Here is a 23,055-nt window from a genome sequence, read left to right as displayed (position 1 = left end):
CGGCCATCACCAGTCGGCGCCATTACCCCTTGGTAATGCGCTCCTTGAGCAGTTGGCTCGCCCGGAATGTCATCACCCGGCGCGGTGTGATCGGCACCTCGATCCCCGTTTTGGGATTGCGGCCGATCCGTTCATTCTTGTCGCGCAGCACAAAACTGCCAAATCCCGAAATCTTGACATTTTCGCCCCGCGAGAGCGCATCGCTCATTTTGGCGAGGATTGCCTCGACCATGTCAAGCGACTCAGCCCGGCTGAAACCCATCTTGCGATTGATGGTTTCCGCCAAATCGGCGCGAGTCAAAGTACCAACCGAACGCATCATGGATATTCTCCTTCGCGGCGCGACCCGAAAGAAGACCTGCAGATTACAAATTTTCTGCGCTTTTGCAATGCGATGCTACATAAGTTAGGCAGTTTTCAGCAATTGCATCAGTAAACAAGGCAGCCCGCCCCCTGCACGGGTCACATCCTGATCAGGCTGGCACCCCATGTAAAGCCGCCACCCATGGCTTCCAGCATAACGAGATCGCCCGGTTTGATCCGGCCATCCTTGCGCGCCACATCAAGCGCCAGCGGGACCGAAGCGGCAGAAGTATTGGCATGGCGGTCCACCGTCACAACCACCTTGTCTGGCGAAATGCCAAGCTTTCGTGCCGTGGCGTCAAGGATCCGGGCATTGGCTTGGTGCGGTACGACCCAATCGATATCCGATACGGAAATTCCTGCATCGTCAATAACTTCGCGTAAAACTGATGCCAAGTTGACGACCGCATGACGGAACACCTCGGGCCCTTTCATGCGAAGATGCCCGACTGTTTGCGTGGTCGACGGCCCACCATCAACATACAGCAGATCATGGCATGCACCATCGGCATGAAGGCGGCTTCCCAGAATACCCGGGGCCATGCTCCCCTCATGATCAGCAGCAGGCGCTTCAAGCACGACAGCCCCTGCTCCATCGCCGAACAGCACGCAAGTCGTACGATCATCCCAATCAAGGATGCGGCTGAAGGTTTCAGCGCCGATAACCAGCGCGCGTTTGGCCATGCCCGTCTTCAACAGCGAATCAGCGACGCTCAGCGCGTAAAGAAAGCCCGAACACACCGCCGCGACATCGAACGCGACCCCGCCGTTGCAGCCCAGTGCGTGCTGGACCTTGGTGGCGGTGGCGGGAAAGGTATTGTCAGGCGTTGCCGTGGCCAGCACGATCAGGCCGATGCTGGCGGCATCTACGCCCGCATCATCCAGCGCTGCGCGTGCGGCGGCTGTTGCAAGGGTCGCCGTTGTTTCATCGGGATCGGCGATATGGCGCTGGCGAATACCCGTACGCGCGACAATCCATTCATCCGAGGTGTCCATCCGTTCGGCCAGCTCGGCATTGGTCACCACCCGGCGCGGTAGCGCCGATCCTGTGCCGAGCAACCGCGAACCGTTCACGTCGGCGTCTCGCTTCCCTTGGCGCTCACAGAGCGCTTGGTCTTTGTCAGCGCGCCTTCGCCGAGCTGCGCAAGATCATGCGCGATCCGTTCGGTCAGCTTGTTTTCCAAAAGTCGTGCGGTCACCGCCACAGCATGTGCAACCCCGGTCACCGTCGCGCTGCCGTGGCTTTTGACCACGACACCGTTCAGACCCAGGAAGACGGCACCGTTGTGATTGTTGGGATCAAGATGATGCTTGAGCAATTCGGTCGCGGGCCGCGACACCAGAAAACCGATCTTCGAACGCAGCGATGATGTGAAGGCCTGACGCAGCAGGTCTGTGACGAAGCGGGCTGAACCTTCGATCGCCTTTAATGCAATGTTGCCGGAGAAACCATCGGTCACCACCACATGGGTTTCACCGCGATTGATCTTGTCGCTTTCGACAAACCCATCAAACACGAGCGCCAGCCCGCCATCCTTCTGTGACGCTGCCGTCAACATCGCAGCGGCATCGCGCAGCTCTTCGGTGCCTTTGATTTCCTCGGTCCCGATATTGAGCAACCGGACAACCGGCTTTTCAAAACCGGTCACGATCCGTGAATAGGCAGCCCCCATCACCGCGTATTGCACAAGGTTGCGTGCATCGGCTTCGGTATTGGCACCAAGGTCCAGCATGACGACATCATGCGCCTGCAAGGTCGGCATGATCGCGGCAAGCGCCGGACGATCGATCCCAGGCATGGTGCGCAGCGCAAGCTTGCTCATCGCCATAAGCGCGCCGGTGTTGCCGGCACTGACAGCGGCGCCGGCATCGCCGGTTTTCACCGCGTTAACGGCAAGCCCCATGCTGGTGGTCTTTGCACGGCGGATGGCGCGGCTGGGCAGTTCATCACCGCCCACCACGTCATCGCAGTGCAGGATTTCGGACGCCGCACGCAGGTTCGGGTGATGTTCAAGCGCCGCTTCGATCCGCTTGCCATCACCGACAAGCAGAAAATTGAAGCTGTCATGGTTGCGACGCGCAAGCGCAGCGCCTTCTACCATGACACGGACGCCCTCATCGCCGCCCATCGCATCAATAGCGATACGCGGGAGGTTCATCGTGCGGAACTCCGGTCTAGGATATAAGCCACCGGCAATCAGCCGACGGCGACAACCTGACGTCCGTTGTAGTGGCCGCAATGGCCGCAGATGTTGTGCGGGCGCTTCAATTCGCCGCAGTTGCCGCATTCACCGAAGGCTTCAACCTTCAGCGAATCGTGCGACCGACGCATGCCACGACGGGAAGGCGATACTTTTCTCTTGGGGACAGCCATGGTGGCACCAATTCCTCAAATAAATGCAGTTGCTCGCGCCACCGGCACTCTGGATTGCGAAGGCGTGATTCTCGAAGGCCGCCCATAGGACAAGGAAGACGACCGCACAAGCGTTGCAGGTGCGCGTATTCCTTGGCCAGCAGCGGCGGGAAGGCGCGCGCTATACCGAAAAAATCGCGCGTTGCAACCCGCGCATCACCACCCTAGCACCGCGATCATATTATTGAGGGGATCTTTTCATGCTTGTTCTTCCGGTCACGCTCGCCGCTGCTGCAGCTGCCACCGTGCTCAATATCTGGCTGATGCTTCGCGTCGGAGCAGTGCGCCGTGCGTTGGGAATCAGTGTGGGCGATGGCGGCAGCGACGCCTTGCAGCGCCGCATGCGGGCGCAGCTCAACTATGTCGAAAACACCGCCTTTGTCCTGATCCTGATTGGCGTGATCGAGTTGTCGGGACGTGGCAGCTGGTGGCTGAGTGTTGTTGCCGCCGTCTATTTCCTTGGCCGCTTGCTGCACGGGTTCGGGATGGATGGCGGAAACCTGGGCTGGGCGCGCGTGATTGGCATTATCACCACGATGTTCACGCAACTCGCCCTTGCGGTGGTTGCAGCGATGGTGGCCGCAGGCGTGCTGTAGGTTCCCGCCTTGCCCGCCACATTCAGCTCAGGGCATAATCCGAAACAAACGCATTGGTCTTGCGCTCGCGTCCGAAGGTGCTGGTGGGGCCGTGGCCGGGGATGAACATCACGTCCTCGCCCAGCGGCCAAAGGCGCTGGGTGATCGAATCGATCAGATCCTCGTGATTGCCCCGCGGGAAATCGGTGCGGCCGATGCTCCCCTGGAACAGCACATCGCCGACGATCGCAAAACGGCTCGGTGCATGGAAGAATACCACATGGCCCGGCGTGTGGCCGGGGCAGTGGATCACATCGAGCGTCAGGTCACCCAACGTCACGGTGTCGCCGTGCTGGAGCCAGCGGGTCGGCACGAAGCTTTTCGCCACCATTCCATAACGTGCGCCATCGTTATCGAGCTGCTCGATCCAGAACAGGTCGTCTTCGTGCGGGCCTTCGATATCGAGGCCCAATTCGTCCGCCAGCATCCCTGCTTGACCGCAATGGTCAAGGTGCCCGTGGGTGATAAGAATCTTTTCCAGCGTCACGCCCGCCTTGGCGACGCCTTCTTTCAGCTTGTCGAGATCCCCGCCCGGATCGACCAACGCCCCGCGCATGGTGGCGGTGCACCAGATTAGTGAGCAGTTCTGCTGAAGCGGCGTCACCGGGATGATGGCGGCGCGCATGGGGGGCGTGGTTGTTTCGTTCATAGGGGGATAATTTAGACACGCCCCCCCTTCCACACAACCCGCCCGATGATGACAACTTCCTCGGCTGCAACCTCCACCGGCGGGTAGGCGAAGTTCTGCGAAAGCAGCGCAATCCGCCCCGGCCCGGCGCTCGCCACGCGTTTCACCATCAGGGTATCACCAAGGCGCACCACGTGGATACCGTCACGGAACGGACGAGGCGAGCAATCGACGAGGATTTCGTCGCCGTCGTTGAGCAACGGCTCCATTGAATCCCCCTCAACCCGGATCGCCGATAGCTGCGCGCGGGCAAGGCCCTGTTCTTGAAGCCACCGCTGCGAAAAACGGAAGATGTCGAACGCCGCCTCGCTGCCCGGCAGTCGCCCGGCGCCGGCCGCGGCCCCCAGATCGATCCTTGGTACTTCCACCCACTTGTCCGAGTTGCGTGGCTCGACGGGTGTTGCATAGGAATTATCCTGCGCTTCTCGCAACTCATCTTCCGTCGCACCCAGAAACCGGGCGAGTGTTGCCCGGTCCTGCTCCTCCAGCTTTCGCGGGCTTCCCTTGCGAATGAATTGCTGAAGATACGAGGGGTTTCGCCCCAATAGCTCCGATAGCGCAGCAAGGCTGACACCGCGTAATTGCGACAGTTCAAGCAGCCGTGCACGTGGTCCTGCTGGGACGTCGCGCTGAAAATGTTGGGTTTGCCTCATAGCCACTTCCTACACGAAGGATTTTTCCTAGACAAGAGAAAAGAAACATGGAACATTTTAGGAACATCGGGCGATTCGCCGGGTGTCACACCACTCGCAAGCTTCAACAGGGACGCAAACCATGCTGCTTCGGACCATCGAAACCTTCCTCAGTGAACACAACCTACCCGCGACGCGTTTCGGGCGCCTGGCCGCCCATGATCCGCGTTTCGTGCTTGACCTGCGCATGGGCCGAAACCCGCGCCGCGACACGGAATTGCGAACCCGGGCGTGGATGCAGGGCTACGCCGATTGCGCTGCCGTGCAAGTGAAGGAGATCGCATGATGCTGACCCTGTCCCTGCGCGATCCGTTCGCGCATATTTTCGCTGATTTTGATACGATCGAAGTGAAGTCCGCCACCAATGTCCGGCGCGCCTGCGTGCGCCCTCGCCGAACGCTGACAGACCGCGTGCGGTCTGCTCTTATGCAGATTACTGGCGGCGCAGGAACCGTTCTGAGCCACGAAGAAAAGGCGTGGGCTTCCATCACCTTTACGGGCACCCGGCACGAGATAGTGCTCGAATTTTGTGGAACGGATGCGGTTGCTGTCGGAGAGGAGCTGATCGAGCGGCTGCCCGATCACGAATTTGCTCTCCCAGGTCAGCTTGTCGCAGATGCGACGATCATCAAGGTCGATCACCGATTTGGCGCGATGGAGCGGCTCGAAGTGACGGCCGTGATGCTATTGCTGGAAGAAAGCTAGACGATTTGGCAGCGAGTGTCTCAAAGATGGCACCTTAATCACGAGGGGGGGCGTCGATGAGACATTCTGCTGCGGTCGCCGCCGATGCGAAACGGCAGTCCGCAGTGGTTGGCACAGACTATGCCGTGGAACTGAAGGGGCTCAACATGCCAGTGCAATGGGTTCGGTCAGGCCCGGGCGAAGTGCTGCTGTTCATCCCTTAGGAACTTACGGTCCGGCCGCGCTGACAAGATGCCAGTATCACCCCCGCCGGACGATCAAATTGCGAATCTCGCTCATATCCTCCATCGCAAAGCGGATACCTTCGCGGCCAAGCCCTGAATCCTTGACGCCGCCATAGGGCATGTTGTCGACCCGGTAGCTGGGCACGTCGTTGATGACGATCCCGCCGACATCAAGCCTGTCCCACGCATCGAACATCTGGAACAGATTGCGGGTGAAGATGCCGGCCTGCAGGCCGAACCTGGAATTGTTCACTTCATTCAGCACAGCGTCGAAATCGTCGAAGCGCCCAAGGATCGCAAGCGGGCCGAAGGCTTCCTCGTCGCGTGCTTTGGCGCCTTCCGGCACGTTTTCGAGCAAAGTTGCCTCCAGCATGTTGCCGCGCGACAAACCGCCGCCGCACAGCAGCGTTGCGCCTGCCTGCACCGCTTCATCGATCCAGCCTTTCAACCGTGTCGCTTCATCTTCGGAAATCATCGGGCCAATGAAGGTGTCGCGGTCCTTGGGATCGCCCGCCACGAGCGTTTTTGTTTTTTCGACCAGCATAGCCTTGAACCGGTCATAGATCGCGGCGTGGATCAGGATACGCTGCACCCCGATGCAGGACTGCCCCGATTGGTAGAAGGCGCCAAAAACCACCCGCTCCAGCGCATCGTCGAGATCGGCATCCTTGTCGATGACCACGGCCGCATTGCCGCCAAGTTCGAGGATCACCTTCTTCTTGCCAGCCTTGGCTTTCAGATCCCAACCTACGCCCGGTGAGCCGGTGAAGCTGAGCAGCTTGAGGCGTTCGTCTGTGGTGAACAGATCCGCGCCGTCGCGGCTGGCGGGCAGGATGCTGAACGCGCCTTCGGGCAGCACGTCGCATTCGGCCAGCACCTCGCCCATGATGATCGCGCCCAGCGGGGTCTTGCTCGCCGGTTTCATCACGAAGGGGCAGCCCATTGCAATTGCCGGTGCGATCTTGTGCGCGGCTAGGTTCAGCGGGAAGTTGAACGGCGAGATGAAGCTGCACGGCCCGATCGGCACGCGCTTCCACATCCCCATGTAGCCCTTGGCGCGCGCCGAGATGTCGAGCGGCTGGACCTCGCCATAATTGCGCACCAATTCCTCGGCCGCGATGCGGAAGGTGTCGATCAGCCGCGTGACTTCACCCTCGGCATCCTTGATCGGCTTCCCCGCCTCAACGCACAGGGCATAGGCCAGCTCATCGAAACGCTCCTTGAACCGCGCAACGCAGTGCAGCAGCACATCCTGTTTTTCATAGGATGCCAGCTTCGCCATCGGTTCGGTCGCACGCACCGCGCCCGCAATCGCCTCTTCAATCACGTCCGGTGTTGCCAGCGCAGTGCGGAATGCGATGTCGCCGGTGTATTTGTCCGTCACCGCAAGGTCGGTGTTCGGCTGCTCCGCCTTATTGTTCAGATAAAGCGGGTATGTGTCCTTGAGTTTCATCGGTTCCTCCCGGCGCGGGGCTTAGAGCTGCTGGCTCAATCGTTTGATATCGTGGTTCAGAATTTGGTCGTTCTCAGTGTAGTCAACCGGACAATCGATCAGATGCACCCCCGGCGTGACGAGGCAATGGGTCAGCAGATCGGTGAGATGTTCGGATGATGTCACGCGGTGCCCGTTGGCGCCGTAACTCTCGGCATATTTGACGAAATCGGGGTTGCCATAGGTCAGCCCGAAATCGGCAAAGCCCATGTTCGCCTGCTTCCAACGGATCATCCCGTAGGCATCGTCGCGCAGAATCAGAACCGTCAGATTAAGGCCCAATCGCACCGCGGTTTCCATTTCCTGCGAATTCATCATGAACCCGCCGTCGCCGCAAATCGCCATGACCTTGCGTTGCGGATACAGCATTGCGCTCATCATCGCAGACGGCAGGCCAGCCCCCATCGAAGCCAACGCGTTATCCAGCAGCACGGTGTTGGGCAGGTAGGCATCATAGCCACGCGCAAACCACAACTTGTACACCCCGTTATCGAGGCAAATGATCCCGTCTTCCGGCACCGCTGCGCGCACCTGCGACACAAGATGCGGGGGAAAAATCGGAAAACGCGTATCTGCGGCAAGCGGCTGATTGTGCGCCATATCGGCAGCGCGGTATTCCAGCATCCGCCGGAAATCCCACCGCCCCTGCGGCATCACGTCTTCCTTGATCTGCCAGATCGCGTTGGCAATGTCGCCGATCACTTCGACCTGCGGGAAATAGACTGGGTCGACTTCGGCCGTCCTGTTCGACACGTGGATCACGGTGGGCCCTCCTTGCTGCATGAAGAAGGGCGGCTTTTCGATCACGTCATGGCCGATATTGACGATGCAATCGGCATCGCAGATGGCGCGATGAACGAAATCGCCGGATGACAATGCTGCGCAACCCAGAAACAACGGATTGCGTTCATCAACAACACCCTTGCCCATTTGGGTGGTGACGAATGGTATGCCCGTCTTGTCGATGAACTGCCGCAGCATCCGGCTTGTCATCTTGCGATTTGCGCCTGCTCCAATGACGAGGATCGGTGCCTTTGCACCTTCGATCGCCAACACAGCCTGACGCACGGCCTTTGCCTCAGCCGATGGTCGCCGCGCGACACTGGCGGCGATAGGGCGGCTGGTGGTGCGTTCTTCGGCAATATCTTCAGGCAATTCGAGATGGACCGCGCCGGGCTTTTCCTCTTCGGCCATCCGGATCGCTTCTCGCACACGGCTGGGGATGTTGTCTGCGCTGGCCAGCTGGTGCGCATATTTGGTAATGGGGCCCATCATCGCCACCACATCGAGGATCTGGAACCGCCCCTGCTTCGATGTCTTGATTGGTTTTTGCCCGGTGATCGCCAGCGTTGGCATCCCGCCAAGCTGGGAATAGGCAACTGCGGTCACCATATTGGTCGCCCCCGGTCCCAACGTGGCAAGGAACACGCCGGTCTTGCCCGTGTGCCGCCCGTAAGTCGCCGCCATGAAACCAGCACCCTGTTCGTGTCGGGTGAGGATTAGCTTGATCTTGCCGGACTTCGACAGGCTTTCGAGAAAATCGAGATTTTCTTCACCCGGCACGCCGAAGATGTATTCGACCCCTTCGGCTTCGAGACATTCGATGAAAAGATCTGAAGCCTTTTGAGGTTCGCTCATGCTCGCACGTGCCCCTGTCGCTGCCTATGCCGCTGCACGGCTTTGGCGTGATGCCGGACCATAGCTGCCGTGTGTGGCAAAACAATGCCATGCGCTACCCGGGTCGGATCAGTAGCCCAGCGTCGGATCAAAGATCGGCGCAACAGGTGCGCCGCGCAGATATTTCTCAAGATTGTCGAGGAATCGGTCACCGCTGCGACGGAACATCAGCGATTGCGCGCGGCCCGACAGGTGCATCGACACATGCGCATTGTCGAGGCTCCACAATTCATGATCGGCGGGCAAGGGTTCCGGTGTGGTGACATCGAGAAAGGCACCGCCAATCGTCTTGTTCTTCAACGCATCTACCAACGCTGGTTGGTCGATGACGCTACCGCGCGCGATGTTGACGATCACGGCGTCGGGCTTCATCGCGGCCAGTTCCTGCGCGCCAATCATGCCTTCGGTTTCGGCCGTCGCGGGCACGGCAAGGATGATCCAGTCGAAATTGCCCAGACGATCACGCCATTCATCGGGGCCGAGTATGTTCTCGCCAGCACTACGGCGGACCACGCTGACATCGACATCGAAGGCAGAAAGGCGCGGTTCGATCAGCTTGCCGATCGCGCCGTAGCCGAGCAGCAACGCCTTCGATCCCGCAAGCTCGCGCTTGCCGGGGCTATCGAGCAGCCAATCATGCCGATCCTGCGCACGCACCACCTCGCGGTAACCCTTTGCGATGTTGAGCATCCCCATCACGACATATTCGGCGATGGTGATCGCGTTGATCCCCGCCCCATTGGTCACGGTGATGTCGCGTTCGATCAGCACATCCATCGGCAGGAAATCGAGACCCGCGTAGATCGAATTGAGCCATTTCAGCTTCTTGGCCTCACGCAGGGTTTCGGCCATCGCGGCCTGATCGTTCATGTCGAACCAACCGATTTCAGCATCCGCCACAGCCGCTTTCGCTTCGTCGGCGGACATGAACCAGCGCACATCCAGTCCAGCGGGCAAGCGTGTTTCCAGCATCGGGCGGATCATGCCGGAGATAGCCAATATCGTTGGGCGTGTGGTCATGGTGTGTCCTCAATTCCCCGCCCAGGTCTTGCCCCCGGGGTTCAGCATCATCGGCTACCGGAGTGAAGCCAGCGGGGTTTGGGGTCAAGCCCATGGCCAGAAAGGTTAGCCGAGGCGCCACTCCCAGCCGAGCGGATCGCCGTCCATCACCTCGACGCCCTGCGCGCCAAGTTCATCGCGGATCGCGTCTGAGGCGGCGAAGTCCTTGGCGGCGCGTGCATCCTTGCGGCGGTCGAGCGCGGCTTCGATTTCGGCTTCGGTGATGGTGGCGGACGCGGGCCGGATACGCAGATCAGCGCGGGAAAGGCCAAACAGCCCCAGACCCAGAACGGCGTCCATATCCTCGATCACCGCGCGCTTGATGCCGGCATCGACCTTCTTCATCGCCAGTGCCTCGTCGAGCGCGGTGAGCGCGACCGCGGTGTTGAGGTCATCCGCCATCGCTGCATCGAACCTGGCCAGCACGGGCGCAAACTTCTGGTGCTCCGCTTCGGGCTGCGGAGCGACATCGGCGAGCGGCCCCACTGCCATCACCATCCGCTTCAACCGCGTCAGCGCCGCGCCAAGGCCTTCCCAACTGAACTCCAGCTCGCTGCGGTAATGCGCCTGCAGGCACATCAAGCGGTAGGCGAGCGGGTGATAGCCCCGGTCGATCAGCAATTGCAGCCGCAGGAACTCGCCCGACGACTTGCTCATCTTGCCGCTGCGTTCGACCAGAAAGTTGTTGTGCATCCAGATGCGTGCGCCCGAATTCCTGGGTTCGTCGAGGCCATTCGTGCAGCAATGCGCCTGGTTCTGCGCGATTTCATTCGGGTGGTGAATTTCGCGGTGGTCGATCCCGCCGGTGTGGATGTCGAACGGAAAGCCGAGCACTTCGCCGCTCATCACCGAGCATTCGAGATGCCAGCCCGGCGCGCCGCGGCCCCACGGCGAATCCCACTCCATCTGCCGCGTCTCGCCCGCCGGGGTCTTGCGCCAGATCGCAAAGTCGGCGGCGTTGCGCTTGCCTTCGACGGCCTCGATCCGCCCCTCGCCGTCTTCGGTATTGGCGCGCGCCAACCGCCCGTAATCCGCCACGGTCGAAACGTCGAAATAGAGCCCGCTATCCAATTCGTAGCAGTGCTTGTCCGCAATGCCCTTCGCGAATGCGATCATCTGCGGGACGTAATCGGTGGCGACCGTCCATTGCGCCGGCTGGCGGATGCCCAGCGCGCGCACATCGGCCCAGAAGGCCTGCTTGTAATGCTCGGCAATGTCCCAGATCGACTGCTTCTGCGCCGCCGCCATCCGCTCCATCTTGTCCTCGCCCGCGTCGGCGTCGTCGGTCAGATGGCCGACATCGGTGATGTTGATGACGTGGGTGAGCTTGAGGCCCTTCGAGCTCAGCGTCCGCCCCAGCACGTCGGCGAAGACATAGGCGCGCATGTTGCCGATATGGGGGTAGTTGTAGACCGTCGGCCCGCAGGTATAGACGCGCGCCTCACCGGGGTGAACGGGCGCGAACACCTCGGTCTGGCGGGTAAGCGAATTGAACAGCTTGAGGGGCGCATCGGTCATGGGCGCAGCCTTTGCCCCAATCGGTCACTCCTGCGCAAGCCGGGTCACTCGAACCCGATGAACTTCACATGCTCGTCCAGCGGCACGCGCTGGCGTTCGAAATTGTTCACCGGCGCTTCCGGGTCGCGGTAGCCGATCGCCATGCCGCAGAAGAACATGTAGCGTTCGTGATCGAGGCCGAGGAACTCGCGGATCGTGTTGGCATAAAGCGCCATGTATTCCTGCCAGCAAGAATCCACCCCCTCTTCGCGCAGCAGCAGCGCAACCGTTTGCAGCCACATGCCGACATCGGACCACTGCGGCTCCTTCATCAGGCGCGGGAAATAGACGAACATCACCGCGGGCGCATCGAAGCTGACGGCATTGCGCATCATCGCCGCCATCCGGCCGGCACCATCATCGCGGGCAATCCCCATCGCGCCGAACATGCCGGCAGACACGCGGTTGAGGCGTTCCTTGTAGGAGTCCTCGGTGCCCGGCGCGGCCCAGTCATATTCGGCGGCCTGTGGCCCATCGGCGACGATCTTGGCCTGCAGATCCTTGAGCGGCTGGCCGGTCAGGATGCTGGCTTCCCACGGCTGGTAATTGCACCCCGACGCCGCCCAGCGCGCCGTGTCCATCACCCGGCGGATCGTGGCAAGATCGACCGGCTTGTCGAGGTAGTTTCGGATCGAGCGGCGGGTGGTGACGGCTTCGGTGACGTTCATTCAGAGTTCCCCAATTCGAGAGCTTTGCGCTGTTGATTGTAAGCGAGGAGTATGTCCGACGACCGTTCATGCTCAGTCACATCGAGAATTGTCACGAGCTCGAGATCCAGCATCGGGTGCCAAGCACACATCTGGTTGAAAAAGAAGACCTCGGACAATGGCTCATCGGCGTGCCAAGTCGTCATTACATGGTTCTCGTCTGTAAGCTCAGCCTCGCCGATGCGGTCGCGGTTCGCCCAGTCGACGCTGTCGTCCCACGACGAGCAGTCGCGGCCCCAAGCCATCATATAAAGGCAGCCGGTATCGACGATCCATTTGCTGACCTCGTCCTGCCAATCGCTGGAAACGTCCTGTTCAACGATCACGATGACACGGCGGGGGGTGGGCTCAAGCGAAGGCAGAGGCGAACCGGTAGGCAGGTGGATATACTCCACACGTTCCTCGCGCAGGCTCACCGCTTCTTCACGCCCTTCTCGTCCTCGAACAGTTCCGCGAGCTGCTCCATGATCGTGCCGCCCAGTTGCTCAACGTCCATGATCGTCACCGCGCGGCGATAATAGCGGGTCACGTCGTGGCCGATCCCGATCGCCACCAGCTGCACCGGCGAGACCTTCTCGATCCACTCGATCACGCTGCGCAAATGTGCTTCGAGATAGCCCGCGCTGTTCACGCTAAGCGTCGAATCGTCCACCGGCGCGCCGTCGCTGATCACCATCAGGATGCGGCGCTCCTCGGGGCGGTAGAGCAGGCGGCTGTGCGCCCAGATCAGCGCCTCGCCGTCGATGTTCTCTTTCAGCAGGCCTTCACGCATCATCAGCCCGAGATTGCGGCGCGCGCGGCGCCACGGCTCGTCGGCCTGCTTGTAGATGATGTGGCGAAGATCGTTGAGGCGGCCGGGGTTCTGCGGCTTGCCATCGGCGAGCCAGGCTTCGCGACTCTGCCCGCCCTTCCACGCGCGGGTGGTGAAGCCGAGGATCTCGGTCTTGACCCCGCAGCGTTCGAGCGTGCGCGCCAGAATGTCGGCGCTGATCGCAGCGATGCTGATCGGGCGGCCGCGCATTGAGCCTGAATTGTCAATCAGCAGAGTGACGATCGTGTCCTTGAACTCGACATCGCGTTCGACCTTGTAGCTGAGCGCCGTGCCGGGCGAGATAATTACGCGGGCAAGCCGCGCCGCATCAAGCACGCCTTCTTCCTGATCGAAGTCCCAGCTGCGGTTCTGCTGCGCCATCAGGCGCCGTTGCAGGCGGTTGGCGAGCCGCGTCACCACGCCCTGAAGGCCGGTCAGTTGGCTGTCGAGATAGGCACGCAGCCGGTCCAGTTCTTCTGCATCACACAGCTCGGGGGCGGACACCTCCTCGTCAAAACGGTTGGTGAAGTATTTGTAGTCGACACTGGCGGGAATGTCGGCTTGCGGGCGGTTGGGGCGGACCGGTGCATTGGAGGCATCGCCTTCTTCGCCCGGTTCGCCTTCGGACATCTCGCCGTCGGTGTCGGCATCGGACGACTGTTCTCCATCGCCTTCACCCTCGGCCATTTCGCCCGCCATTTCAGCGGACTGCGGATCGCCATCGCCCTGATTTTCGTCTTCGCCCTGATCCTCGTCGCTGGGCGCATCGTCGTCGTCAGCGTCGTCAGTGTCGCTTTGATCGGGGTTTTCGGTAGGACGGGTCAGATCGAGTTCGCGCAGCATGTCCAGCGCCAGCTTCTGAAACGCTTCCTGATCGGCGACGGTATCCGCCAAGGCGGCAAAATCACCGCCGACCTTTTCGGTCAGGAAATCGCGCACCAGCTCGATCCCGCCCTGCGCACGTGCCGGAACCGCTTCCCCCGTCAGCGCCTCGCGTACCAGCAAGGCCAGCGCCGTCTGCAACGGCACTTCGGACGAATTTTGCGCACGCACAATCTTGTCGCTGGCGGTGCGCAGTTCGGTTGCCGCGTCCAGATTGGCGCGCATCCCGCCAAAACGGTTGGCGCCCAGAGCCTCGTATCGCACCTGCTCGATCGCGTCATAGCACGCTCGCGCAATCGGTTCAGGCGGGGCGGACTTTGCGTGCAGCGCCGCATTGTGGTGCCGCAATTTCAGCGCAAAGCTATCGGCAAAGCCGCGCGCCTCCGTCACCTGATCGGCTGGCAGATCGCGTCCGGGCAGCGGCACCCGGAAGCGATTGCCCGCTGCGCCCGGCACGTCCGCGCTCCACGCCACCTCGACCTCAGCGTCGCGTGCGATCGCACGCGACGCGCCGGTCAGCGCCTGCTTGAACAGATCGAGCGGGGACTGGTCTGCCATTACTTGAGGATCGTCTGCCCAGTCTTGGCCCAGTCGGCCATGAAGCCTTCGATGCCCTTGTCGGTCAGCACGTGCTTGAACAGGTCATGGATGACCTTGGGCGGCGCGGTCATCACGTCGGCGCCGATCTTGGCGGCCTGCAACACGTGGGTGGTGTGGCGCACGGAAGCGACGAGGATTTCGGTGGCGAAGTTGTAGTTGTCGTAGATCAGGCGGATGTCCTCGATCAGGTCCATCCCGTCAAAGCCGTTGTCGTCGTGGCGGCCGACGAAAGGCGAGATGAAGCTCGCCCCCGCCTTGGCCGCCAGCAGCGCCTGGTTGGCCGAGAAACACAGCGTCACGTTGACCATCGTGCCTTCGCCCGTCAGCGCCTTGCAGGTCTTGAGGCCATCGACCGTCAGCGGCACCTTGATGCAGACATTGTCCGCGATCTTGCGCAGCACTTCGGCTTCTTTCATCATGGTCGCATGATCCAGCGCCACCACTTCGGCGCTGACCGGACCGTCGACCAGCCCGCAGATTTCCTTGGTCACTTCCATGAAATCGCGGCCCGACTTGGCGATCAGCGAAGGGTTGGTTGTCACCCCGTCGAGCAATCCGGTGGCGGCGAGTTCGCGGATCGGTTCGATCTCAGCTGTGTCGACGAAAAATTTCACAAGAGTCTCCTGGTATAAGTTTGCCTGCCGGAAGGGCGGCGCATAAGCGGCAGTCATGATTCCCGCTGCTGCCCGGTATTTGCTGCTGCTTGCCGCCACGTGCGCGGCTTGGCAACCATCCAAAGCAGTTGCAGCCGAAGAAGATACGCAATTCTGGCTCAATGCCGTGGCAACAGGCGAAATGGTCGAAGGCACCACCGTCACGATCGATACAAGTCAGCGATGGCGCGGGAATGCTGTCGGTGGTGATCTGCAGAATGTTCGTGTGACGCTGGAACGCGCGCTCGATGATGATACCCGGATCGGGGGAGGCATTGGCCTTTTTGAAGCCGAAAACGGCTTCAGCGAGGTACGGGTACATCAGCAAGCCGTATTTACCCCGGGCCGCTTCGAACTGCGAAGCCGACTAGAAGAGCGGTTTTTCGATTCCGCCGACCGCGTCGAGCTTCGTCTGCGCCAGCGGATACTTTATCGACAACCGCTTGGACGCAACTGGCGCGCCGCGGCGGGCGGCGAATGGCTCGTTCTGTTGCAAGCGCGAAGCCACGGACGCAACTTTTCCACCGATCAGTGGCGGGCACAGGTGGGCATCACGCACACCTTAAATGCCAATCTGGAGGTTGGCGCGATCTATTGGCTTGTCCTCTCGCCCAATGGAATCCGGCGCGACCGAATAAACCATATCCCACAGGCGACAGTGACTTACCGGTTCTAGATTTGCCCCAGCCCGCCGAATACGCCGATCAGCACCGGATCGCGAGTGCCTTGCGGATTGGCGCGAATGGCGGCTTCCTCGCGCGCAATTTCGCCCCAGATCGCATCCTCCACCTCCCGGCCGAGCCGATCGGCGACACCGATGGTGTCCACCCCGGTCAGCGCCGAGAGGGTTTGTCCGATCAACGGATCGCGGCTTAACCGAATGGCCTCTCCCAGTTCGGGGATGACGGCATCGATCAACGCAGTGCCGACTTCTCCGCGCAAGTATGTGCTGGCTGCGGTGGGCCCACCGCGCACCAATGCAACCGCATTCTCGAAACCGATCATCTGGATCGCATCGGTCACAACCGGCGCCGCACGGAAGCTGGCATCAATGGCAAGCGTAGCGAAACGCTCCTCCAAGCGATCTTTCACGAACGCCGAGGTGAGGATGCGCGACAAAACGTCGCCGCGGGTACCCATCAGGTTGGCAAGGCCCAACTGTGCGACCTGTTCGTCCCAGAAGCCACCGGGCTCCGTCAGGCGCGCAAAGGCGTTTTCCGAAGCGAGCAGCAGCATCCGTCGTACCGCCTCGACGATGCTGAACCCGCCTGTGCTGGCGCAAGCGGGCAGCAGCAGCAACGCGCCGCCGCCTGCGGCCCCTGCCAGAAGCGTGCGGCGGGTCGGACGAGCCGTTTTCACGAGAGATGCGGTCATTTGTGAAGTCTCCATGCTTGCCCTTGCCCTATGGCAATCTCCATATAGCGCCAAGATGAACCGTATTCGCTTGCTCGTTTTGAACGCTGCGCTTGGCCCGCTTGACTACCGCCTGCCTGAAGGCGTGGCTGCGCCTGCGGGAAGCGTGGTGATTGCGCCGCTGGGGCCGCGGAAGGTCACAGGTATCGTGTGGGACGAAGGCCGGCTTCCGGGAAACGAGATCGCCTTCGAACGGTTGCGCCCGATCATCGAAGTGCTGCCAGTTCCCCCACTGCCTGCGCCCCTGCGCCGTCTGATCGAATGGACGGCCGATTATTACTGTGCCCCGCTCGCCAGCGTTGCGCGTATGGCGCTTTCCAGCGGCGGCGCGCTGGGCGGCCCGGCGACGATGACCGAATACCGGCTGACCGGGGCGCCGGTGTCGGGACGGCTGACTGCGCAGCGCAAGACTGCGCTGGAAACGCTCACGGGCAGGCAAGGGACGATGCGCGAACTTGCTGCGCTGGCCGGCGTGTCCGAAGGCGTGCTGCGCGGCATGGCGGGCGCTGGCTTGGTGGAGCCGGTGACCGTCAATATCGACCGTCCCTACCCGCGCGCCGATCCCGATCATCACCAGCCCGACCTTTCGCCGATGCAGTCCGATGTTGCCGGGACGCTGACCGCCGCAGTGACCGCTTGCGCGTTTGCCCCCTTCCTTCTCGACGGCGTCACCGGATCGGGCAAGACCGAAACCTATTTTGAACCTGTGGCACAGGCGCTTCGGATGGGACGGCAGGTTTTGGTGCTGCTGCCTGAAATTGCGCTGACCGAGAATTTTCTGAGCCGCTTTGCCAGTCGTTTCGGTGCCGCACCGGTGCTGTGGCATTCCTCCTTACGTTCGACCGAGCGGCGGCGCGCGTGGCGGGCGGTCGCAGATGGGACGGCGCAGGTGGTGGTCGGTGCGCGATCGGCGCTGTTCCTGCCCTATGCCAACCTTGGCCTCATCGTGGTTGATGAAGCGCACGAGATCAGCTTCAAGCAGGATGACGGCGTGCGGTACAACGCTCGCGACGTATCGGTAATGCGCGCCCGATTTGAAGCTGTGCCCGTGATCCTGGCCAGCGCAACGCCGGCGCTTGAAAGCCTGCACATGGCGGACATCGGCGTTTACACAAAGCTGGATTTGCCGAGCCGTTTTGGCGGCGCCAGCTTGCCCACGGTGCAACTTGTCAATCTCACCGAAGAAAAGCCCGGTAGTCAGCGGTGGCTGGCCGGCCCGCTGGTCGAAGGCTTGCGTGATCGGCTGGAGAAGGGCGAACAATCGCTGCTGTTCCTCAACCGCCGCGGCTATGCCCCGCTGACGCTGTGCCGCAATTGCGGGCACCGGTTCAAATGCCCGTCATGCAGCGCATGGCTGGTCGAACACCGCCTGTCCGCCCGGCTTGCCTGCCACCATTGCGGGTTCGAGACGCGGGTGCCTGATGCCTGCCCCGAATGTGGTGAGACCGATTGCCTCGTCGCGTGCGGTCCGGGGGTGGAACGGATAGCCGCCGAAGTCGCCGATCTGTTTCCCGAAGCACGGGTCGCTGTCGCCACATCCGACACGCTGAACACCCCTGACCGAGCCGCAGAATTCATCGCCATGGCAGAAGCGCGGGCCATCGACATCATTATCGGCACGCAGCTTGTCACCAAGGGGTTCCACTTCCCCGAACTGACGCTGGTGGGCGTGGTCGATGCCGATCTGGGCCTGGAAGGCGGAGATTTGCGTGCGGGCGAACGCACCTTCAGCCAGATCGCGCAGGTCGCAGGCCGCGCCGGGCGCGGGGCCAAGCCGGGCGAAGTGCTGATCCAGACCCGCCACCCCGATGCGCCCGTGATCGCGGCGCTGGCCGATGGCGATCGAGACGCCTTTTATGCCGCAGAAACGCAAGGTCGTCGCGATGCGGGCGCGCCGCCATTCGGGCGATGGGCTGCGATCATCCTCAGCTCCGAAGATGAAAAGGAAGCGCGTCAGGCCGCCGTACAACTGGGCGATGCGCGACCCCGGCTGGAAGATGTCCAGATCCTTGGTCCTGCGCCTGCCCCATTGGCGCTGCTACGAGGACGTTATCGGTTCCGCTTTCTGGTGAACGCCAGGCGCAGTGCGCATGTGCAAGCCGTATTGCGCGACTGGATCGCCGCCGTCGCCTTTGCACCGGGTGTGCGGGTCGGGGTGGATATTGATCCATATAGCTTTGTCTGACGAAACAAATGGCGCGCCCCCGCGTATGGCACCCATGACCCGTCCTGTTCTTGTACCGATCCTTGGCGATCAATTGTCCCGCAACCTCTCCAGTCTCGAAGGCCTTTCCCCCAGCGACGCTGTAATCTTGATGATGGAGGTGTGGGACGAGGCGACCTACGTCAAACATCACAAGCAGAAGATCGTGCTCATTTTTTCGGCAATGCGCCATTTCGCCGAGGAATTGCGGGCCGAAGGGTGGCAGGTCGATTACATTGCGCTTGGTGATGATGCCAACAGTGGCAGCTTCACAGGCGAAGTTGCCCGCGCCTGCGAACGCCATGATGTGTGCGAAGTACGCGTGACAGAAAGCGGCGAATGGCGGGTGCAGCAGGCGATGCTCGAATGGGAAGACCGCCTGCCCTGCCCCGTGAACATTTGCGCCGACACCCGCTTCATCGCCACCCATGCCGATTTTCGCAGTTTCGCCGACGGCCGCAAGCATCTGACGATGGAGTATTTCTACCGCGAGATGCGCAAGAAAACCGGGCTTTTGATGCGAACTGACGTCAAGCCCGAAGGCGATCAGTGGAACCTCGACGCCGAAAACCGCGAGCCGCCAAAGGACGGCATGTCACCGCCCCCTACGCCTAAATTTGCGCCTGACGATATTACCCGCGAAGTGATCGAACTTGTCGGCAAACGATTCCCCGACCACTTCGGCGATCTTGAGCCTTTCGGCTGGCCTGTCACGCGTGCCGAGGCACAAAAGGCCGCCGAAGCCTTCTTTGCCCGCCGCCTCTGCCTGTTCGGGCCCTATCAAGACGCGATGGTTCACGGCTCGGACGATCTGTATCATTCGATGCTGTCGACCAGCATCAATATCGGCCTGCTCGATCCGCTTGAACTGTGCCGCGATGCCGAAGCTGCCTATAAATCGGGCAGCGCCCCGTTAAACTCCGTAGAAGGCTTTATCCGCCAGATCATCGGGTGGCGCGAATATGTGCGCGGGTTCTACTGGTACACAATGCCCGGCCTTGCCGATGCCAATGAATTGGGCGCGCACCGGCCTCTGCCTGAATTCTTCTGGACCGGCAAAACCGACATGCGCTGCCTTTCGGACTGCATCCGCACCACGCGGGAAGATGCGCATGCGCACCACATCCAGCGACTGATGGTGCTCGGCAATTTCTGCCTGATCGCCGGAATTGATCCCCGCCAAGTCGCCGACTGGTATCTGGTGGTCTATGCCGACGCGTACGATTGGGTGGAACTGCCCAATGTGGCGGGCATGATCCTGTATGCCGATGGCGGCAGGCTGGCGACCAAGCCTTATGCGGCGAGCGGCAATTACATCAACAAGATGTCCGATTACTGCAAGGGCTGCCGTTACAAGGTGTCGAAAAAGACCGGTCCCGATGCCTGCCCCTTCAACCCGCTGTACTGGCATTTCATGGAAGCGAACCGCACGCGGCTGGAAAACAATCACCGGATCGGCCGCATCTACGCCACATGGGACCGTATGGGCGCGGACAAGCAGTCGGAATATCTGGAAAGTGCCCAGAAATTCCTCGACTCGCTTGCCCCTGCCCGCAAAGGATGGGCGCGGAACGATTAAGGAGAGAGCCGTGCTGACCATCCACCACCTGCGCCTGTCGCAGTCCGAACGCATCGTCTGGCTGGCCGAGGAACTGGGGCTGGATTACGAATGCAAGCTCTACACCCGCCGCGCCGACAACCGTCTGGCACCCGATGACTTCAAGGCGCTGCATCCCATGGGCATCGCGCCTGTCATTGAGGATGACGACAGGGTGCTTGGCGAAAGCGGCGCCATTATGGACTACATCGTTGCGAAATACGCCCCCGATACGCCGCTTGTACCGCGCGCCGACCATCCGGATTTTGCCGATCACCTGTTCTATTACCACTGGGCCAACGCCACCTTTATGACCAACGGCATGATGGCGCTGGTCGCGCAGGCAATGGGCGCAAAGGAAATGCCGCCTTTTGTTGCGGACCGGATGCGCAAAAGCTGGGCAATCATCGAAAAACGGCTGGGCGAAGCCGATTATTTCGGCGGATCGCAGCTGACCACTGCGGACATCATGATGGGCTTTCAACTGACCACCAGCCGCGCCATGAGCGGGACGGCGATCGACGGCATGCCAAACCTGCAAGCCTATCTGCAACGGATCGGCGCCCGTCCTGCCTACCAGCGCGCCATGGCCAAGTGCGAACCAGGAATGCCGCCCAAACTGGATTGACCTGAACTCCACCGCGAACCATCGCGCCTGCCGCTCGTCTCGCCGCGCGATACGGAACAGCGGGGTGACGGACCCGGTTGACCCGATAACCCGCCGTCAATGTTCGCTATTCTGAAGCGACATCGGCTTTTCTTATCGGAACAACAGGAAATCTGACATGGTCGATCAACACCTGAAGCCAACCCGTACAAAGTGGATCTGGGTCGCGATACTCGTGGTCTTTGCCGTTATTGCCGTAGCAATCGTATGGGACCCATCAGGAAGCGATGATGGGACAGTATCCGATCCCATCGTGATGGACGATACTGGCGAAGGCGTTGGCGTCGGCCAGACCCCGCCAAGCGAAGGCCCCGCGCCTGAACCCTTCGCTCCGGGTGGTGATCCCGAAGGCTAATCCAAGATGGTATAGGCGGGACAAGCGTGATATTGTCCCGCCTTATCGATTGGCGCGGCCATAGTTGAAGTCTACGTTTGTTCGCGTTTGAGCAGCTCTGCCTTGATTTCCAACCCATAGGCGTAACCGCCCAGTGTGCCGTCGCCCGCGATCACGCGGTGGCAGGGGATCAGCACCGCGACATGGTTCGCGCCGTTGGCTCCGCCGACAGCCCGACTTGCCTTCGGATTTCCCAGCGCTGCGGCGAGCTGTCCGTAGCTTCGCGTTTCACCCTTGGGGATGCGGCGCAATTCAGCCCAGACGCGCTGCTGAAACGCGGTACCTTTGACATCCAGTGGAATCGCCGCAGACCCAGGTCCGGGCTGTTCGACGGCGTCCACCACCTGTGCGAACAAATCACGCAGATCATCGCCGGCAGGGGCAAGCTCGGCGCGGGGAAAGCGCAGCCGCAGTTCCGCCTCGCCTTCATTAAATGCCAGACAGCACACGCCCTTGTCCGTTGCGGCGACCAGCATGGGGCCTAGCGTTGTTGGCAAAACGGCCCAGTTGACCCTTATGCCTGCCCCGCCCTTGGTCCAGCCGCTTGCGTTCATTCCCAGCTTGTCCTTTGTTTCTGCATAGAACTGTTTTGGCCCTGCGTAGCCAGCTTTGGCGAGAGCTTCCGTAACAGGCAGCCCCTCACTCAAAGCCACCCGCACCCGGTCTTCCCGCAGCGCCTTGGCAAAGGCGGCAGGTGACATTCCCACGGTTCGTTTGAACAGGCGTTGAAAATGGGTGGGGGTGTAGCCCGTCAGATCGCTCAATGCCTCCAAGGTGCATGACCCTTGCGCCCGGATCGTGGCAATGGCGGCCAACACGCAGGCTTCCTCGGCGCTTTGGGTATGAGGAGAGCAGCGTTTGCATGGCCGTAGCCCAGCGGCCACAGCGTCTGCCGGCATCGCGTAAAACCGTACGTTTTTTCGCAAGGGTGCGCGGGCCGGACAGCTGGGGCGGCAAAAGATGCCGGTGGAATGCACACCGGTGACAAACACACCATCAAACCGGCGGTCTTTCGCCAGCACCCGCTGCCAGCGTTCGTCATCAGAAACGTTCTCGAAATGTTTCACGTGGAACATCTTTCCGCAGCGCCGGCTCAAGTTCGCTCAATCCGCGCAGCAAAGCAGCCATGCATCGCGTTGTGCGCATCAATATAGGCGATCGCGGGATCGTCGAGCAACGTCCGTACGTGCGCATCGACATCATCGGCAAGCGCCATCGTAGCGCGGTTCAGATCTCCGCCTGTGTCATACGCGCGCAGCGCAATGGGACGGGCACGCAGGATCGGCGGAATGGCGTCGATATATTCTGCCGCTATTTGGGCTGCCTGTCGCACATACACTGCAAAAGCGTTGCGGTATGGCGAGGCGATATTGTGATTTGTATAATGCACCAACAACAACGCCTCGCCCGGTGCGGCGTCTTTCAGGCTAACGCGGCACGGATAATATCCCTGCGGCCCCGCCACTTCACGCCGGGCCAGCTTGCTGTTGAGGACTTCAGGATCGGCAGAAAACAGGTGAGCAAAGATAGCGGGATCGAGCCCGCGAATTCGATAGGTCATATCAGGCTCCTTGAACGCTTTCGGCAGCGCCCTGTGTGTTTGAGCCAAGCCGTGCCGCAGCG

General features: G+C 61.2%; 26 protein-coding genes. 9 read left to right on the top strand and 17 right to left on the bottom strand.

The window, feature by feature from the left end:
• Positions 1-22: 22 nt before the first annotated feature.
• The 4 genes from SJY33_RS02055 to rpmF all read right to left on the bottom strand — a co-directional run bounded on the left by SJY33_RS02055 (position 23) and on the right by rpmF (position 2,737).
• Positions 23-322 (bottom strand): integration host factor subunit alpha, encoded by a 300-nt coding sequence (locus tag SJY33_RS02055; protein ID WP_379920860.1) that lies wholly within the window; start codon positions 320-322, stop codon positions 23-25.
• 140 nt (positions 323-462) lie between these two features.
• Positions 463-1,437, bottom strand: coding sequence for a beta-ketoacyl-ACP synthase III (locus tag SJY33_RS02050; protein WP_379920859.1), 975 nt, complete (start codon positions 1,435-1,437; stop codon positions 463-465).
• Positions 1,434-2,522 carry a phosphate acyltransferase PlsX gene (gene plsX / locus SJY33_RS02045; RefSeq protein WP_379920858.1) on the bottom strand — a complete coding sequence of 363 codons (1,089 nt, stop codon included), beginning with the start codon at positions 2,520-2,522 and terminating at the stop codon, positions 1,434-1,436. The genes SJY33_RS02050 and plsX overlap by 4 nt, the downstream gene beginning before the upstream one ends.
• A gap of 38 nt (positions 2,523-2,560) precedes the next feature.
• Positions 2,561-2,737: a 50S ribosomal protein L32 gene (gene rpmF, locus SJY33_RS02040; RefSeq protein WP_379920857.1), complete on the bottom strand. Its 177-nt coding sequence runs from the start codon at positions 2,735-2,737 to the stop codon at positions 2,561-2,563.
• 239 nt (positions 2,738-2,976) lie between these two features.
• Here rpmF and SJY33_RS02035 point away from each other — a divergent pair, with 239 nt between their 5' ends.
• Positions 2,977-3,372 carry an MAPEG family protein gene (locus tag SJY33_RS02035; RefSeq protein WP_379920856.1) on the top strand — a complete coding sequence of 132 codons (396 nt, stop codon included), beginning with the start codon at positions 2,977-2,979 and terminating at the stop codon, positions 3,370-3,372.
• Between the two features lie 22 nt (positions 3,373-3,394).
• On the opposite strand, the gene SJY33_RS02030 is transcribed toward SJY33_RS02035, so the two are convergent.
• Together SJY33_RS02030 and SJY33_RS02025 are read right to left on the bottom strand one after the other, a co-directional pair.
• Positions 3,395-4,060 carry an MBL fold metallo-hydrolase gene (locus tag SJY33_RS02030; protein ID WP_379920854.1) on the bottom strand — a complete coding sequence of 222 codons (666 nt, stop codon included), beginning with the start codon at positions 4,058-4,060 and terminating at the stop codon, positions 3,395-3,397.
• Positions 4,061-4,071: 11 nt separating this feature from the next.
• On the bottom strand, positions 4,072-4,752 hold the full coding sequence (locus SJY33_RS02025; protein WP_379920853.1) for a helix-turn-helix transcriptional regulator: 681 nt from the start codon (positions 4,750-4,752) through the stop codon (positions 4,072-4,074).
• A gap of 121 nt (positions 4,753-4,873) precedes the next feature.
• On the opposite strand from SJY33_RS02025, the gene SJY33_RS02020 reads away from it, so the two are divergent.
• The 3 genes from SJY33_RS02020 to SJY33_RS02010 are packed head-to-tail and all read left to right on the top strand — an operon-like array spanning position 4,874 to position 5,699.
• Complete coding sequence (locus SJY33_RS02020) at positions 4,874-5,077, top strand: hypothetical protein (protein ID WP_379920852.1); 204 nt, start codon at positions 4,874-4,876, stop codon at positions 5,075-5,077.
• A complete protein-coding gene (locus SJY33_RS02015) occupies positions 5,074-5,496 on the top strand; it encodes a hypothetical protein (RefSeq protein WP_379920851.1) in 423 nt (140 codons plus the stop codon). The genes SJY33_RS02020 and SJY33_RS02015 overlap by 4 nt, the downstream gene beginning before the upstream one ends.
• Positions 5,497-5,552: 56 nt before the next feature.
• Positions 5,553-5,699, top strand: coding sequence for a hypothetical protein (locus SJY33_RS02010; RefSeq protein ID WP_379920849.1), 147 nt, complete (start codon positions 5,553-5,555; stop codon positions 5,697-5,699).
• A gap of 37 nt (positions 5,700-5,736) precedes the next feature.
• Here SJY33_RS02010 and SJY33_RS02005 read toward each other — a convergent pair whose 3' ends face one another.
• The 8 genes from SJY33_RS02005 to fsa all read right to left on the bottom strand — a co-directional run bounded on the left by SJY33_RS02005 (position 5,737) and on the right by fsa (position 15,119).
• Positions 5,737-7,173: an aldehyde dehydrogenase family protein gene (locus SJY33_RS02005; protein ID WP_379920848.1), complete on the bottom strand. Its 1,437-nt coding sequence runs from the start codon at positions 7,171-7,173 to the stop codon at positions 5,737-5,739.
• A 21-nt stretch (positions 7,174-7,194) separates the two neighbouring features.
• Positions 7,195-8,850 (bottom strand): acetolactate synthase large subunit, encoded by a 1,656-nt coding sequence (locus SJY33_RS02000; RefSeq protein WP_379920847.1) that lies wholly within the window; start codon positions 8,848-8,850, stop codon positions 7,195-7,197.
• 108 nt (positions 8,851-8,958) lie between these two features.
• Entirely contained in the window at positions 8,959-9,909 is a 951-nt protein-coding gene (locus SJY33_RS01995; RefSeq protein WP_379920846.1) for a D-2-hydroxyacid dehydrogenase, read from the bottom strand.
• Positions 9,910-10,014: 105 nt separating this feature from the next.
• Positions 10,015-11,466 carry a cysteine--tRNA ligase gene (gene cysS, locus SJY33_RS01990; RefSeq protein ID WP_379920845.1) on the bottom strand — a complete coding sequence of 484 codons (1,452 nt, stop codon included), beginning with the start codon at positions 11,464-11,466 and terminating at the stop codon, positions 10,015-10,017.
• A gap of 44 nt (positions 11,467-11,510) precedes the next feature.
• Complete coding sequence (locus SJY33_RS01985) at positions 11,511-12,173, bottom strand: nitroreductase (RefSeq protein WP_379920843.1); 663 nt, start codon at positions 12,171-12,173, stop codon at positions 11,511-11,513.
• Entirely contained in the window at positions 12,170-12,628 is a 459-nt protein-coding gene (locus tag SJY33_RS01980; RefSeq protein ID WP_379920842.1) for a hypothetical protein, read from the bottom strand. The genes SJY33_RS01985 and SJY33_RS01980 overlap by 4 nt, the downstream gene beginning before the upstream one ends.
• Positions 12,625-14,463, bottom strand: coding sequence for a cobaltochelatase subunit CobT (gene cobT / locus SJY33_RS01975; RefSeq protein ID WP_379920840.1), 1,839 nt, complete (start codon positions 14,461-14,463; stop codon positions 12,625-12,627). Before cobT ends, SJY33_RS01980 begins: the two co-directional genes overlap by 4 nt.
• Positions 14,463-15,119 carry a fructose-6-phosphate aldolase gene (gene fsa / locus SJY33_RS01970; protein ID WP_379920839.1) on the bottom strand — a complete coding sequence of 219 codons (657 nt, stop codon included), beginning with the start codon at positions 15,117-15,119 and terminating at the stop codon, positions 14,463-14,465. The genes cobT and fsa overlap by 1 nt, the downstream gene beginning before the upstream one ends.
• 55 nt (positions 15,120-15,174) lie before the next feature.
• On the opposite strand from fsa, the gene SJY33_RS01965 reads away from it, so the two are divergent.
• Complete coding sequence (locus SJY33_RS01965) at positions 15,175-15,834, top strand: DUF2490 domain-containing protein (protein WP_379920837.1); 660 nt, start codon at positions 15,175-15,177, stop codon at positions 15,832-15,834.
• On the opposite strand, the gene SJY33_RS01960 is transcribed toward SJY33_RS01965, so the two are convergent.
• The gene (locus SJY33_RS01960) at positions 15,831-16,532 is read right to left on the bottom strand and encodes a DUF4197 domain-containing protein (protein WP_379920836.1); all 702 of its coding nucleotides are present in this window, start codon (positions 16,530-16,532) and stop codon (positions 15,831-15,833) included. The two genes, SJY33_RS01965 and SJY33_RS01960, sit on opposite strands and share 4 nt — an antisense overlap.
• Before the next feature lie 55 nt (positions 16,533-16,587).
• Between SJY33_RS01960 and SJY33_RS01955 the strand changes: the two genes are divergently transcribed.
• The 4 genes from SJY33_RS01955 to SJY33_RS01940 all read left to right on the top strand — a co-directional run bounded on the left by SJY33_RS01955 (position 16,588) and on the right by SJY33_RS01940 (position 21,393).
• On the top strand, positions 16,588-18,756 hold the full coding sequence (locus tag SJY33_RS01955; RefSeq protein WP_379920835.1) for a primosomal protein N': 2,169 nt from the start codon (positions 16,588-16,590) through the stop codon (positions 18,754-18,756).
• 34 nt (positions 18,757-18,790) lie between these two features.
• Positions 18,791-20,353 (top strand): cryptochrome/photolyase family protein, encoded by a 1,563-nt coding sequence (locus SJY33_RS01950; protein ID WP_379923501.1) that lies wholly within the window; start codon positions 18,791-18,793, stop codon positions 20,351-20,353.
• A gap of 10 nt (positions 20,354-20,363) precedes the next feature.
• The gene (locus SJY33_RS01945; RefSeq protein WP_379920834.1) at positions 20,364-20,999 is read left to right on the top strand and encodes a glutathione S-transferase family protein; all 636 of its coding nucleotides are present in this window, start codon (positions 20,364-20,366) and stop codon (positions 20,997-20,999) included.
• A 157-nt stretch (positions 21,000-21,156) separates the two neighbouring features.
• Positions 21,157-21,393, top strand: a complete 237-nt coding sequence (locus SJY33_RS01940; protein WP_379920833.1) for a hypothetical protein — start codon at positions 21,157-21,159, stop codon at positions 21,391-21,393.
• A 71-nt stretch (positions 21,394-21,464) separates the two neighbouring features.
• Here the strand turns inward: SJY33_RS01940 and ada are convergent, their stop codons facing one another.
• Positions 21,465-22,499, bottom strand: coding sequence for a bifunctional DNA-binding transcriptional regulator/O6-methylguanine-DNA methyltransferase Ada (gene ada / locus SJY33_RS01935; RefSeq protein ID WP_379920832.1), 1,035 nt, complete (start codon positions 22,497-22,499; stop codon positions 21,465-21,467).
• 26 nt (positions 22,500-22,525) lie between these two features.
• A complete protein-coding gene (locus tag SJY33_RS01930; protein WP_379920830.1) occupies positions 22,526-22,993 on the bottom strand; it encodes a DUF1203 domain-containing protein in 468 nt (155 codons plus the stop codon).
• Positions 22,994-23,055: the final 62 nt, after the last annotated feature.

The sequence above is a fragment of the Erythrobacter sp. R86502 genome, from assembly GCF_042466465.1.
Lineage (GTDB): Bacteria > Pseudomonadota > Alphaproteobacteria > Sphingomonadales > Sphingomonadaceae > Erythrobacter.
Note: the sequence above shows the minus strand (reverse complement) of the source record. Positions and strands in the feature narration are given on the sequence as shown.

What these genes read in the sequence shown, in the direction of transcription:
- SJY33_RS01985 (WP_379920843.1), bottom strand. Translation starts at nt 12,173, where the DNA reads ATGAACGTCACCGAAGCCGTCACCACCCGCCGCTCGATCCGAAACTAC.
- SJY33_RS02055 (WP_379920860.1), bottom strand. Translation starts at nt 322, where the DNA reads ATGATGCGTTCGGTTGGTACTTTGACTCGCGCCGATTTGGCGGAAACC.
- SJY33_RS01960 (WP_379920836.1), bottom strand. Translation starts at nt 16,532, where the DNA reads ATGACCGCATCTCTCGTGAAAACGGCTCGTCCGACCCGCCGCACGCTT.
- SJY33_RS02015 (WP_379920851.1), top strand. Translation starts at nt 5,074, where the DNA reads ATGATGCTGACCCTGTCCCTGCGCGATCCGTTCGCGCATATTTTCGCT.
- SJY33_RS02030 (WP_379920854.1), bottom strand. Translation starts at nt 4,060, where the DNA reads ATGAACGAAACAACCACGCCCCCCATGCGCGCCGCCATCATCCCGGTG.
- SJY33_RS01965 (WP_379920837.1), top strand. Translation starts at nt 15,175, where the DNA reads ATGATTCCCGCTGCTGCCCGGTATTTGCTGCTGCTTGCCGCCACGTGC.
- SJY33_RS01955 (WP_379920835.1), top strand. Translation starts at nt 16,588, where the DNA reads ATGAACCGTATTCGCTTGCTCGTTTTGAACGCTGCGCTTGGCCCGCTT.
- SJY33_RS01930 (WP_379920830.1), bottom strand. Translation starts at nt 22,993, where the DNA reads ATGACCTATCGAATTCGCGGGCTCGATCCCGCTATCTTTGCTCACCTG.
- SJY33_RS02020 (WP_379920852.1), top strand. Translation starts at nt 4,874, where the DNA reads ATGCTGCTTCGGACCATCGAAACCTTCCTCAGTGAACACAACCTACCC.
- SJY33_RS01950 (WP_379923501.1), top strand. Translation starts at nt 18,791, where the DNA reads ATGACCCGTCCTGTTCTTGTACCGATCCTTGGCGATCAATTGTCCCGC.
- cysS (WP_379920845.1), bottom strand. Translation starts at nt 11,466, where the DNA reads ATGACCGATGCGCCCCTCAAGCTGTTCAATTCGCTTACCCGCCAGACC.
- rpmF (WP_379920857.1), bottom strand. Translation starts at nt 2,737, where the DNA reads ATGGCTGTCCCCAAGAGAAAAGTATCGCCTTCCCGTCGTGGCATGCGT.
- SJY33_RS02025 (WP_379920853.1), bottom strand. Translation starts at nt 4,752, where the DNA reads ATGAGGCAAACCCAACATTTTCAGCGCGACGTCCCAGCAGGACCACGT.
- cobT (WP_379920840.1), bottom strand. Translation starts at nt 14,463, where the DNA reads ATGGCAGACCAGTCCCCGCTCGATCTGTTCAAGCAGGCGCTGACCGGC.
- SJY33_RS01995 (WP_379920846.1), bottom strand. Translation starts at nt 9,909, where the DNA reads ATGACCACACGCCCAACGATATTGGCTATCTCCGGCATGATCCGCCCG.
- plsX (WP_379920858.1), bottom strand. Translation starts at nt 2,522, where the DNA reads ATGAACCTCCCGCGTATCGCTATTGATGCGATGGGCGGCGATGAGGGC.
- SJY33_RS02005 (WP_379920848.1), bottom strand. Translation starts at nt 7,173, where the DNA reads ATGAAACTCAAGGACACATACCCGCTTTATCTGAACAATAAGGCGGAG.
- SJY33_RS02000 (WP_379920847.1), bottom strand. Translation starts at nt 8,850, where the DNA reads ATGAGCGAACCTCAAAAGGCTTCAGATCTTTTCATCGAATGTCTCGAA.
- SJY33_RS02010 (WP_379920849.1), top strand. Translation starts at nt 5,553, where the DNA reads ATGAGACATTCTGCTGCGGTCGCCGCCGATGCGAAACGGCAGTCCGCA.
- SJY33_RS01940 (WP_379920833.1), top strand. Translation starts at nt 21,157, where the DNA reads ATGGTCGATCAACACCTGAAGCCAACCCGTACAAAGTGGATCTGGGTC.
- SJY33_RS02035 (WP_379920856.1), top strand. Translation starts at nt 2,977, where the DNA reads ATGCTTGTTCTTCCGGTCACGCTCGCCGCTGCTGCAGCTGCCACCGTG.